At 62.2% G+C, this 12,808-nt stretch carries 10 protein-coding genes; 7 read left to right on the forward strand and 3 right to left on the reverse strand.

Features of this window, described 5'->3' with window-relative positions; all coding sequences use genetic code 11:
• Positions 1-4: 4 nt before the first annotated feature.
• Entirely contained in the window at positions 5-1,894 is a 1,890-nt protein-coding gene (locus tag MWN76_RS19275; protein ID WP_250464528.1) for a DUF885 domain-containing protein, read from the forward strand.
• A gap of 121 nt (positions 1,895-2,015) precedes the next feature.
• Here the strand turns inward: MWN76_RS19275 and MWN76_RS19280 are convergent, their stop codons facing one another.
• The 3 genes from MWN76_RS19280 to MWN76_RS19290 all read right to left on the reverse strand — a co-directional run bounded on the left by MWN76_RS19280 (position 2,016) and on the right by MWN76_RS19290 (position 5,006).
• On the reverse strand, positions 2,016-2,954 hold the full coding sequence (locus MWN76_RS19280) for a universal stress protein (protein ID WP_250464530.1): 939 nt from the start codon (positions 2,952-2,954) through the stop codon (positions 2,016-2,018).
• Positions 2,955-3,184: 230 nt separating this feature from the next.
• Entirely contained in the window at positions 3,185-3,910 is a 726-nt protein-coding gene (gene hda / locus MWN76_RS19285) for a DnaA regulatory inactivator Hda (RefSeq protein WP_250464532.1), read from the reverse strand.
• 1 nt (position 3,911) lies between these two features.
• Entirely contained in the window at positions 3,912-5,006 is a 1,095-nt protein-coding gene (locus tag MWN76_RS19290; protein WP_250464534.1) for a DUF2066 domain-containing protein, read from the reverse strand.
• 238 nt (positions 5,007-5,244) lie between these two features.
• On the opposite strand from MWN76_RS19290, the gene purM reads away from it, so the two are divergent.
• The 6 genes from purM to MWN76_RS19320 all read left to right on the forward strand — a co-directional run bounded on the left by purM (position 5,245) and on the right by MWN76_RS19320 (position 12,782).
• Positions 5,245-6,306 (forward strand): phosphoribosylformylglycinamidine cyclo-ligase, encoded by a 1,062-nt coding sequence (purM, locus tag MWN76_RS19295; protein ID WP_250464536.1) that lies wholly within the window; start codon positions 5,245-5,247, stop codon positions 6,304-6,306.
• Entirely contained in the window at positions 6,306-6,971 is a 666-nt protein-coding gene (gene purN, locus MWN76_RS19300; RefSeq protein WP_250464538.1) for a phosphoribosylglycinamide formyltransferase, read from the forward strand. The genes purM and purN overlap by 1 nt, the downstream gene beginning before the upstream one ends.
• A 366-nt stretch (positions 6,972-7,337) precedes the next feature.
• Positions 7,338-8,048 carry a DUF3108 domain-containing protein gene (locus MWN76_RS19305; protein WP_250464540.1) on the forward strand — a complete coding sequence of 237 codons (711 nt, stop codon included), beginning with the start codon at positions 7,338-7,340 and terminating at the stop codon, positions 8,046-8,048.
• A gap of 232 nt (positions 8,049-8,280) precedes the next feature.
• Positions 8,281-9,672 (forward strand): OmpP1/FadL family transporter, encoded by a 1,392-nt coding sequence (locus MWN76_RS19310; RefSeq protein WP_250464542.1) that lies wholly within the window; start codon positions 8,281-8,283, stop codon positions 9,670-9,672.
• 639 nt (positions 9,673-10,311) lie between these two features.
• Entirely contained in the window at positions 10,312-11,706 is a 1,395-nt protein-coding gene (locus MWN76_RS19315) for a CmpA/NrtA family ABC transporter substrate-binding protein (protein ID WP_250464544.1), read from the forward strand.
• Positions 11,707-11,792: 86 nt separating this feature from the next.
• Positions 11,793-12,782 carry an ABC transporter permease gene (locus tag MWN76_RS19320; RefSeq protein WP_250464546.1) on the forward strand — a complete coding sequence of 330 codons (990 nt, stop codon included), beginning with the start codon at positions 11,793-11,795 and terminating at the stop codon, positions 12,780-12,782.
• Positions 12,783-12,808 lie beyond the last annotated feature (26 nt).

Here is a 12,808-nt window from a genome sequence, read left to right on the forward strand (position 1 = left end):
GACCATGAAGCTGAAAACCACCCTGCTGGCCGCCGCCATAAGCGCCCTGGCCACCACCGGCTGTGAGCGGAGCGAACACCAGGCTCCGGAACAGGCCGCCCGACAGGACAGCGCCAAAGAGGCCACTGCCCCCGCCACAGAGACCACCGCCGCGGAGCGGGGCGATACCGAGGCCATCGCCCGGGCCAACCAGATGTTCGAGGACTTCTTCCAGGAACACCTGGACCGCAGCCCGGAGTTCAAGACCTTCCTCGGTATGAAGGAGGACTACGGCAAGTGGGACGATATCTCGCCCGAGTTCGAGAAAGAGACCCTGGAGATCAACAAGCGCCAGCTGGCCGAGCTGAACGAGCTGGACCCGGCCCGGCTGGACGATGCCACGCGCCTGAGCCTGAAGCTGGCCAAGCGCAACCTGGAACAGGATATCGAGGGCTACAAGTGGCGCCTGCACACCTATCCGGTCAACCAGATGTACGCCACCCATACCGGCGTGGCGTCACTGCTGATCAACCAGCACCGCATCGACAGTGTCGAGGACGCCCGGGCCTACATCTCGCGCCTGGACGCGCTGCCGGAGCACTTCGCGCAGCTGCAGGAAAACCTGGAGACCCGCGCCGAGGCCGGCACCATCGTGCCCAGGTTCGTGTTCCCCTATGTGATCAGCGACGGCCAGAACCTGATCAGCGGCGCCCCCTTTGACGACGGAGAAGACAGCACCCTATTCGCCGACTTCAAGGGCAAGGTGGAAAAACTGGAAATTTCCGACGAGCAGAGGACCGAGCTGGTCGGGCAGGCAAAAACCGCGATGCTCGAGCGCATGCAGCCGGCCTATCGGGACCTGATCGCCTACCTCAAGGAACTCGAGAAACGCGCCACCACCGACGACGGCGCCTGGAAACTGGCTGACGGCGACGATTTCTACGATTTCCGCCTCGGCGTCTACACCACCACCGACATGAGCGCCGACGAGATCCACGAGACCGGCCTCAGGGAAGTGGCCCGCATCCACGACGAGATGCGCGCGATCATGAAGCAGGTGGGTTTCGAGGGCAGCCTGCAGGAATTCTTCGAGTTCATGCGTACCGATGAGCAGTTCTACTACCCGAATACCGAGGAAGGCAAAAAACAGTACCTGGCCAGGGCCACCGACATCATCGATACCATGAAGGGGCGCCTCGACGAGCTGTTTATCACCATGCCCGAGGCAGACCTGACCGTGAAGGCGGTAGAGCCCTTCCGGGAAAAGTCCGCCGGCAAGGCGTTCTACCAGCGCCCGGCACCGGACGGCTCGCGCCCCGGCATCTACTACGCCAACCTGTACAACATGGCCGATATGCCCAAGTACCAGATGGAGGCGCTGGCCTACCACGAGGGCATTCCAGGCCACCATATGCAGCTGTCCATCGCCCAGGAGCTGGAGGGGATTCCCAAGTTCCGCAAGTACGGCGGCTACACCGCCTACACCGAGGGCTGGGGCCTCTATTCGGAAATGGCGCCGAAGGAGATCGGTTTCTATAAAGACCCCTATTCCGACTTCGGCCGCCTGGCGATGGAGCTCTGGCGCGCCGGCCGGCTGGTGGTGGACACCGGTATCCACAGCAAGAAATGGACCCGCGAACAGGCTATCGACTACCTGGTGGAAAACACCCCCAACCCGAAAGGCGATGTGGTCAAGGCGATCGAGCGCTACATCGTGATGCCGGGCCAGGCCACCGCCTACAAGATCGGCATGCTGAAAATCGTCGAGCTGCGCGACAAGGCCAAAGACGAGTTGGGAGACCAGTTCGATATCCGCGCCTTCCACGACACGGTACTGGCCAACGGCGCCGTGCCGCTGGACGTGCTGGAGACGCTGGTGGACGAGTGGATTGCAGAGGTGAAAACCCAGCAGTAGGGCCCCGTTTTCCCCGGATTGCGCTTCGCTACATCCGGGCTACGCGCGATATCAGAACCTGTCTCATGTCCGCATAGCCCGGATGCTGCGCAGCACGACCCGGGAAAGTCCCGCAGCGCCCCTACCCCGCCTTCACCGGCGACACAAAATCACCCGGCTTCAGTGCCAGCAGCGAACAGCTGACCTTCTGCAGGATATTCTCCGCGGTATTGCCCATGATGAAGCCGGGGATACCGGTGCGGGCCACCGTGCCCATGACCAGAATGTCGAATTCCTTTTCCTCCACCAGCAGCGGTATAAAGCGCTCCGGCTGGGCGATGGTGTGGTGCACCTCGATATCACCGCCGATCCCGGCCGCGTGGATCAGTGTGTCCAGCTTGCCGCGGTGCGTGGAGCCGGCCTGCTCGATCACCCGGTCCAGGTCTTCGTCGGAAATATGCAGGGGCACGTGGTGGCGCAGGTACTCGTCCACATCGTACTCCCAGCAGGATACGACGGAGAGAGTGCCGCTGCAGGTATCGGCCAGGCTGCGGGAGAGGCGCAGCAGCCGTATGGCCAGATCGTAGGCAGCTGCCTCCTCGCACTCCGGGTCCACCGCCACCAGCACGCGGATCTCCGCACGCGAACGGCGGATCGGTCGGCACAGCCACACCGGGCAGGGGCATTTGCGCAGCAGTTCCATATCCATGGCCCGGAAGCCCTTGCGCCGGGTCCGCCCCTCCACGTTCTTGATCACCAGGTCGAAGCCCTCGGCCTGCACCCGGCGAATCACCCGCTCTGCCGGCGTGCTGCCACACTCCACATCGATGGCCACGGGCAGCTCGTTCTCCCCCAGGTTCAGGTTTGCCCGCGCGGCCTCCAGCGCCTGCACCACATCCTGCTTCAGGCCGTCGAAATAGGCCTCGGCGTAATCGCCGAACTCCTCCGGCAACGCCGGGCAGACCACCACCACCCGCAGGGAGGCGCCGCTGTGGCGCGCCACACTGAGGGCCTGCATGAAACCGTCGCTCTCGTCGCCGACGGCGTGGCTGACAAAGAGAATATTATGAAAGTTCTGCATAACCGATCCCCGGAAAGGATGAGAACGCAATAGAAGCCGGCGACGTGAACGCACAGCCCGACTGCCCCAATTGATATTGTGGCAGCTGCGCGATGAAAACCGGTATCGACAATCCGGGGCGCGCCCGGTGGCGGGGAAAGGTGCAACATCCGGGCTGTAACGGGGGGATGGGGTCGCGGCTGCGAGAGCCTGCTCACAGGCTCCTGCAGAAAAGGGCGATGGATAACGCCTCAGATATCCAGCACCTGCTTGACGAACGGGATGGTGATCTTGCGCTTGGCCATCAGCGATGCCCGGTCCAACTGCTCCAGGCAGGCGAACAGCGCTCCCGTGTGCCGCGGCGCCCGGTGGAGGATATAGAGAGCCACATCTTCCGGCAGGTCGAAACCGCGCAGGCGGCTGCGGTTCTGCAGCGCCGCCAGCTTGTCGCTATCGCTGAGCGGCTGCAGCTGGAACACCAGCCCCCACTGCAGGCGGGAGCGCAGGTCGGCCAGTTCGATATCCAGCCCGCGGGGAGACTTGCGCGCCCCCAGCAACAGCTGGCCGCCGCTGTCCTTGACCCGGTTATACAGGTGGAACATCGCCGTTTGCCACTGGGGATGCCCCTCGAGCAGGTGCAGGTCGTCGATGCAGACCAGTTCCAACTGCTCCAGGCCATCGACGATCACCGACGGCTCCATCGGCAGCAGGTCCACCAGCGGCAGGTACTGGAAGCTGCGGCCGGCGGCCTCCGCGTTCTGGCACACGGACTGCAGCAGGTGGCTGACACCGCTGCCGGGCTCGCCCCAGATATAGATGGCCGGATCGATGCTGTCACCGGCGGCAAAGGCCTTGAGCGCCGTCACCACCTGGCGGTTGGGATCCGATTCCGGCAGGAAAAAGTTGTCGAAGGTGGCGTCGTCCCGCAGGGAAACCCCCAGCGGCAGCTGCTGCGGAACACCCTTGTCTGTGGTCATCTCAGTGCCAGCGGTAGCGCAGCGGATGTTGCGCGCTGCCCAGGGGCGCGCGGTAGCCGCTCAGGTCAATCGGGTCCGCCTCCGCCTGCGGCTCCAGCTGGCGATTCAGCGCCAGCGCGTCGCGCAGATTCTGCATGCGGGCGGCAGTGGTCAGGGCAAAGCGCATGCGATCGCCGTCCACCGACAACAACTCGGCGCCGCTGACCTGGGCCAGCCCCTGCAGATAGGCGGATGCCTTTGAGTAGTCGGCAAAGCTGTCGACACCGGAGATCTCGAGGATCACGGCACTCTGCTGGCCGCTGTTGCCCGGGCGCACGGCGTAGCGCTCCGCGAGCAGGTCGGCGGCGCCGTCGATACCGCGCATGGCCACCTCTTCCAGGGAACTGCCGCTGGCGTCGAAAGCGTAGCTGCGGCCACCGTGAATCAGCAGCCAGTCCGCCTGCCAGCGGTCGCCGGACAACTCCAGCAGCCGCCCCATCAGCGTGGCGTCCGGGCTGTAGCGCACGGCGGCGCGCTCGGCGGCCTGCTCGTCCTGGGCCCAGAGGTTGCCCAGCGGCATATTGCGCAGGTCGTTCAGGTCCATGACCGGGAATTCCACCGGCAGGCCGCGCTCCATGGCCATGGCGTCCAGCGCGGCGAACAGTTCCGGGTAGTCCTGCTGGCTCAGGCCGCTGCGCCCGCTCTGCAGCGTATCCACCGCCATCCACACCAGCGTACCCGGGCGATTGTTGGGCCACACGGGCAGCTGCAGTTCGTGGACGCGGTCGGAAATGGCGCTGGGATCGTAGGACAGGTGCAGGAACAGCTGGTTGTCCTCGCGCTCGTAGCGGTAGCTCTGCAGGTACTGCTGGGCATCCTTCAAGACCGGCTGCACGCGGGGATTGCCGCCGATATCGGTATCGCCGGTAACGCGCACGAAGATACGCTCCAGGCCGCGACTGCCGGCGGCGGCGCGGTCGCTGGCACCGCGGCTGGGCACCGCCTCGATCACCTCGTACAGATCCGGAATCACACGGGCCTGGGCGGGCGCTACCAGTGCGCAGAGCAGCAGTGCCGCCAATAGCAGCGCAACTCCAAATCCGGGCAGCTGAGCCATTGGATATCTCCCCAATACATCTTATCTGTGGCAAAGGCCGGCCCCGCGGTACAGGGCGGGAGGGGCCAATTTGCGGCTATTGTATCAGTGTCGGGTATTTCTCCCAGTACCTGGCCCGCATTTCTCGCCAAAGGGCCCCCGCGAGGGGAAGATTCGCAAGAATTGCGGGGCCGGTCGCACAACCGGCTAAATTTCCACTAGAATACGCGCCTTTTCAACGCCCACCGCAGGAAGAATCATGAGCGATTCCAAGCCGCAACCGCCGCAAAAGCCCCTCTCCTATAAAGATGCCGGCGTCGATATCGATGCGGGCAACGCCCTGGTCGAGCGTATCAAGCATGTCGCCAGGCGCACTGCACGCCCGGAGGTGATGGGCGGGCTGGGCGGTTTCGGGGCCCTGTGCGAACTGCCGGCCGGCTACAGGCAACCGGTACTGGTCTCCGGCACCGACGGCGTGGGCACCAAGCTCCGGCTGGCGATGGACCTGGGGATTCACGACTCCATCGGGATCGACCTCGTGGCCATGTGCGTCAACGACCTGGTGGTGGCCGGCGCCGAGCCGCTGTTCTTCCTCGACTACTACGCCACCGGCAAACTGAACGTGGACATCGCCGCCGACGTCGTCACCGGCATCGGCCGCGGCTGCGAACTGTCCGGCTGTGCCCTGGTGGGCGGCGAGACCGCTGAGATGCCCGGCATGTATGAGGGCGACGACTACGACCTGGCCGGTTTCTGTGTCGGCGTGGTGGAGAAGTCCGAAATCATCGACGGCTCCGCAGTGAAAGCCGGCGACAAGCTGATCGGCCTCGGCGCCAGTGGCCCCCACTCCAACGGCTACTCACTGATCCGCAAAGTACTCGAGGTCAGCGGCGCGGACCTGCAACAGGACGTCGGCGGCCAGCCGCTGGCGGAGGCGCTGATGGCGCCCACCCGCATCTATGTCAAGAACCTGCTGGAACTGATAAAGCGCGGCCGGGTCAACGCGCTGAGCCACATCACCGGCGGCGGCCTGCTGGAGAACCTGCCGCGGGTATTGCCGCAGGGCACCTGCGCCCGCATCGATGTGACAAGCTGGGCAATGCCGCCGGTGTTCCGCTGGCTGCGCGAGGCCGGCAATATCGACAGCCGCGAGATGTACCGTACCTTCAACTGCGGCGTGGGCATGGTCGTCTGCGTCCCCGCGGACGAAGCGGAACGCGCGGTAGACACCCTGAGGCAGCTGGGCGAGGACGCCTTCGTGATCGGCAGTATCGAAGCCGTCAGCGAAGGCGGTGAGTCCGTGGAGCTGGCGGGCCTGTGATGACGCGGCAACAGGATGGCGGCAAGTGCCGCGTCGTGGTGCTTATCTCCGGCAGCGGTACCAACCTGCAGGCGCTGATCGACGCCGCCGCGCGCGACGACGCCAGTTTCTCCGTCTGCTCCGTGATCAGCAACAAGCCGGGCGCCTACGGCCTGGCCCGGGCCGGCGACGCCGGCATTGCCGCGGTGGCCATCGATCACCGCGACTATGGCGATCGCGAGACCTTCGACCGCGCCCTGATGGAAGAAATCGATTGCCACCGGCCGGACCTGGTGGTACTGGCCGGCTTCATGCGCATCCTCACACCGGAGTTCGTGCGCCACTACAGCGGTCGCCTGTTGAACATCCACCCGTCGCTGCTGCCGAAATACCAGGGGCTGAACACCCACGCGCGCGCACTGGAGGCCGGTGACCCGGAGCACGGTGTCACTGTGCATTTCGTCACTGAGGAACTGGATGGCGGCCCGACCATTGTGCAGGCGGCAATACCGGTGAAAGACGACGATACCCCCGACACGCTTGCCAGGCGGATACAGGTGCAGGAACATGTCATCTATCCGCTGGCGGTCAGCTGGTTCGCCGAGGGCAGGCTGCGCATGGTGGAGGATCGCTGCCAGTTGGACGGCGAGTTCCTGCCGCGCAGCGGCCATCGGATAGAAAACTGAGAAACTACACGGCCGGCCGCCGGTCTAGCCCGGGTATTTCACCAAGCCGTTCCATATCTAGCGTAACTTTATGTTTTTGCTAATTTTTTGGAGCTTTACTCGCGGTACAAAGTGTTACTGGCCGCCGCTGGCCGCGCCCTCGCTTGATCTCTGCACGCTCAGCACATTTTTGCGGCTAATACGTGCAATGAGCATGCATGTACGCCGCAAAAATGCACTGAGCGCACAGATCTCGGCGCGATCATCGCGGCCCCTGGTGAAATATCCGGGCTAGACTCCACGGGATTCAGCTCCAGTACAGCCGCCGGAGCCGATGATTGTGACGTTGTACTTTACCGCTACCAGCGCAGACAATCGGAGGTCGCAGTGCCGTTTCGTTTTTTCACTCTCCTCGCTTTCCTGCTCTTCATCGTCGCCCCCGCCGGGGCGCAGGAACTCAAACCGTTTGAAGCCACCTACGAAGCCCGCTACAGCGGCATCGGCGTCACCGCCGTGCGCCGCCTCACCGGGGAGGGGGATAACTGGCGGCTGCAGTTCAACGCCGACTCTTTCCTCGCCGATATCCGCGAGTTCTCCCGCTTCCGGGAACAGGGCGACCAACTGGCGCCGCAACACTACGAATACCACAAGACCGGCCTGGGCCGCGACAGGCACAAGGTGCTGCGCTTCGAACCGGAGCAGCGCCGCGTGATCAATGTCCGCGACGAAAAGCGGACCCTGGACAATGTCCCGGCGGGGATACAGGACAAACTCACCTACCAGCTGCAACTGGCGCTCGATGTCGCCGCCGGCCGCAAAAAACTGCAGTACGCGGTGGCCGACGGCAAAAGGATCCGCCACTACAAATTTGCCGTCAGCGGCCGCGAAACAATAGAGACGCCCCTGGGGCCGGTCGAGGCCATCAAGGTGGAGCGGATTCGCGAAGAGGACGCCGATCGCGAAACCACTATCTGGTTTGCGCCGCAGTGGGATTACGCGTTGGTGAAATTAAAACAGCAGGAAGAGGATGGCAAAACCTACCAGATCTCCCTGACCAAATTAATCACCGACGGAAAAAGCGTCAGCACCAACCAATAAAGTTCTCACTCCACCGCAAAAGCCGAAAAAAAATGGCGTCACTCCATGGATTTTTCAGGCTTTTGTCTTTATAAAGTCGCCCACTTCCACTGTTGTGCCTGTTTGGCGCTGCTAGACTTGCGCAACAGGGAATTCATTGCAAGAACGAAAAACCCGCAAGGGTTGTCCCGTCACGGGCAGTCGGTATTTTTGCCCGCGGCGATTTGAAATCAGCAATATAGAGTGGGATCTCATGAAAAAGACATTTTTGCGCCGTGCAGTTCTGGCTGCAGCGATCAGTACCGCGTCCAGCGGTTCCATGGCCGCCGGTTTTTACCTGCAGGAAACCAGCGCCTCCGGTCTCGGCCGCGCCTTCGCCGCTGAAAACGCCATCGGGGACAACGCCGCAATCCTGGCCCGCAACCCCGCCGGCTCCGCTCTGTTTGATTCCTACACTATTTCCGGCGGCGTTACCTACGTCAACCCGGAAATCGATGCCGAGGGCGACGTCACCTACTTTACTCCAGTGGGTAATGCGACCTTTAGTACCCGTGATGACGACTACGCTACCAGCGCCTGGGTACCCAACGCCTACCTGGCGGCGCCCATCGACGACTGCTGGTCCTTCGGCCTGGCGATGTATACCGACTACGGCCTGGAAACCGATTTCTCCAACGATTTCCTGGTTACCTCCATCGCCAACAAGACCGAACTGCTGACCGTCAATATCGCACCGTCGATCGCCTACGATTTCAACGACCAGTTCAGTATCGGGCTGGCCGCGAACTTCCTCTATGCGGACGCCACCCTGAGAACCACCATCCCCAACGACTTCCCGCTGGCAGACCTTGTGGCTCCCTCACTGGGTTTTGATCCGAGCGGCGCCGAGATCCTGGATCTCGAGGGCGACGACTGGGATGTGAGCTGGAGCATTGGCGGGTTGTGGCATATTTCTGATCGCACCCGTCTGGGTATTTCCTACCACGCCGAATCCGATCCAGAACTGGAAGGTGATGTTAACTCCGACCTGCTGCCCTCCGTACTTGTACCGACTCTGCCCCCGTTCGACGATGCCAGGGGCAAGTTGAAGCTGGACCTGCCGGACACCGTCGAGCTGGGTTTCTACCACCGCTTCGACGAAAACTGGGGTCTGGCCCTGGGTGCCATGTGGACCGACTGGGACGACTTCCAGCGTCTGGAAGCCAATATCCCCAGCGCCCGACTGGGCGTGGACCCGGAGCCCTTCAACCCGCTGCATATCAAGGAAGAGAACTTCGAAAGCGGCTGGCGCTACAGCATCGGCGGTGAGTACTATCCGTGTGAGGAAGTAACTCTGCGTATCGGCTACGCCTACGATGAGGGCGCTGCACGCGACGGGCTGAACATCCCTGAATCCGATGCCGCAGGACTGCCGATCACCTGGCGCACCCTGTCGATCCCAGACACCGACCGCCAGTGGGTCACCTTCGGCGGTACCTACGAGTTCGACAAGCAACTGAGTATCGACGGCGGCTTTGCCTATCTGTGGGGTGACGACGAAACCATCCAGGAATTCACCGAGATTCCGGTGCCCACCTACTTCGATGGCGGCACGACCAACATCGAAGCCTGGCTGGCCAGCGTCTCCCTGAACTACAAGTTCTGATCGGACCTCCGAACGGAGCATCCCCGAAGGGCCGGACAGCGATGTCCGGCCCTTTTCGTTTACACACTTCCGCACCGGCATTGCGCCTTTGAAGTGCGCCAGCGGGCCGCCAGTCGCACCAAAAAATACACCCGACGGCCGGTATCGCACTGGTATCGCACTGGTATCGCACTAAAAGAAACCCTCTATTCCCTGCCGGGCTCCCACCCGGATCACCCACCTTCCCGTTTTGTACGGACAATATACCTGTCGGCCGCCACTCCCAGCGCGCCCCCTGAAACATCGCGCTGTCTGCAATAAAAAACCAATAAATACATCGGCTTACTGCAACAGCCGAGGCCGCTGACCGCCGATCGGCCGGCTGCCCTGAGAGAGCCGGCGGGCCAATCACGCCAGCGTGCGGCAAAAACATTGGCATATTCTGTGCAACACCCCGGTTACAGCGACCGGCCGTCGCGACAACAACGGCCAGGTCCGGGACGCCGACAATTGTTGCGGCGCCCATACAACCAGCGTCGGCCATCGCGGCCGACAGTGAGCAGAGGCGCTCATCGACTCCTGCCCTGGGGCAGCCAGTCGATGGGCGCTTTTTTTATCTGCGAAGATTTTCCAGACCACCAGACGGGGGGAGACTCTGACATGCAATGGACTCAGGTATACAGGCGCGCAGCGTCCGGTTTTGTGAAGGCTATCGGGGCGGCTGCGGCCCTGGCACTCGGCAGTGCAGCGGCGTTCTCGGCGGAGCTGGGCTACCCGGAAAAAGAGGAGCTCACGTTCGGCTTTATCAAACTCACCGATATGGCGCCCATCGCCATTGCCTACGAAAAAGGTTTCTTTGAAGACGAGGGGCTTTACGTCACCATCGAGGCACAGGCCAACTGGAAAGTCCTGCTCGACGGCGTGATCGATGGCCGGCTGGACGGGGCACACATGTTGGCCGGCCAACCCATCGCCGCCACCATGGGCTTCGGTACCGAAGCGGAAATCATCACCCCCTTCTCCATGGACCTGAACGGTAACGGCATCACTGTCTCCAACGAAATCTGGCAGCAGATGAAACCGAATATACCCAAGATGGAGAACGGCCTGCCGCAGCACCCGATCAAGGCCGACGCGCTGAAGCCGGTGGTGGACAAATACAGGGCGGACGGCCGCCCCTTCAATATGGGCATGGTATTTCCGGTGTCCACCCACAACTACGAGCTGCGCTACTGGCTGGCTGCCGGCGGTATCCACCCCGGCTACTACGCGCCGCACAAGGGGGATATCTCCGGCCAGATCGATGCCGAAGCGCTGCTCTCGGTAACGCCACCGCCGCAAATGCCGGCCACCCTGGAAGCCGGCACCATCTATGGCTACTGCGTGGGCGAGCCATGGAACCAGCAGGCGGTATTCAAGGATATCGGCGTACCCGTAGTGACGGACTATGAGATCTGGAAGGACAATCCGGAAAAGGTTTTCGGTATCACCAGGGCTTTTGCAGAAAAATACCCGAACACCACCATCCGCCTGACCCGTGCACTGATCCGCGCCGCCATGTGGCTGGATGAAAACAACAACGCCAACCGGCCGGAGGCTGTGGAAATCCTGTCCCGCTCCGAGTATGTGGGCGCAGACTACGAAGTCATCGCCAACAGCATGACCGGCACCTTCGAGTACGAAAAGGGCGACAAGCGCTCCGTACCCGACTTCAATGTTTTCTTCCGCTACAACGCCACCTATCCCTACTACTCCGACGCCATCTGGTACCTGACGCAGATGCGTCGCTGGGGCCAGATACCGGAAGACAAGAGTGACGACTGGTACAGCGACCTGGCGGCCCGGGTCTACCGCCCCGATATCTACGAGGCCGCGGCCCGGTCGCTGATCGCGGACGGGCTCGCCGCCGCCGAGCAGTTCCCGGATTTCGAATCCGAAGACGGCTACCGCGAACCACAGACACATTTTATCGACGGTATCGTCTACAACGGCCACAAACCCAATGAATATATCGACAAGTTCCCGATCGGGCTGAAATCGGGGCAAAAACTCTGAAATTTACTTGGGACTCGCAGTAGGGTGCGCCGCGCGCACTGACCATTTCCAGCAATCTTCAGAAATCGCAAACGAGGCAGAGGATCATGACCACCCTGACGGGAAATAAAATCACCGGTCTCAGGTTGCCGGCAATAGACAGCCAGCTTTTCCTTCGCGCCGGCAAGGCCCTGGCCGCGCCTGTCGCCGGCATGCTGGTATTCCTGCTGCTGTGGTCCACGGCTGCGCAGAATATCGACACCTCACTGGGCAAGTTCCCCGGACCGGTTGCAGTCTGGGAACAGTTCGATGCGCTTTACCAGGAGCACAGGCGCTCGCGGGAAAAAGAGGCCGCCTTCTACGAGCGACAGAAAGTACGCAATGCCAAACGGGTTGCGGAAGATCCGGGTTACCAGCCAAAGATCCGGGACTATACCGGCAAGGAAACTTTTATCGATCAGATCCTTACCAGCCTGGTGACGGTTATGAGCGGTTTCCTGCTCGCCGTTGCCATCGCCATTCCACTCGGCATCGCCACCGGCCTGAGCCGCACCCTGAACAGTGCCATCAACCCGATCGTACAGGTATTCAAGCCGGTATCGCCACTGGCGTGGCTGCCGCTGGTGACCATGGTGGTCAGCGCGCTCTACACATCGACCGATCCCCTGGTGGCCAAGTCGTTCCTGAACTCGATGATCACCGTCACCCTGTGCTGCCTCTGGCCGATGGTCATCAATACCGCGATGGGCGTTTCCACTATCGACAGCGATCTGCTCAACGTCAGCAGGGTACTGCGACTGCCGGCACTGAAGCATGTACAGAAAATCGTGCTGCCGGCCTCGGTGCCAATGATCTTCACCGGCATGCGGCTGTCGCTCGGGGTGGCCTGGATGGTGCTGATCGCCGCGGAGATGCTGGCGCAGAACCCGGGGCTGGGTAAATTCGTCTGGGACGAGTTCCAGAACGGCAGCTCGGATTCGCTGGCCCGCATCATGGCCGCCGTAATCACTATCGGCCTTATCGGCTTCCTGCTCGATCGCACCATGCTGCAACTGCAGAAGATGGTTTCCTGGAATAGCGAAAGCGTTCCCCATTGATCGAAACATGCCCCTCAGGAGAAGAC

Source organism: Microbulbifer litoralis (genome assembly GCF_023634065.1).
Classification (GTDB): Bacteria; Pseudomonadota; Gammaproteobacteria; order Pseudomonadales; family Cellvibrionaceae; genus Microbulbifer; species Microbulbifer litoralis.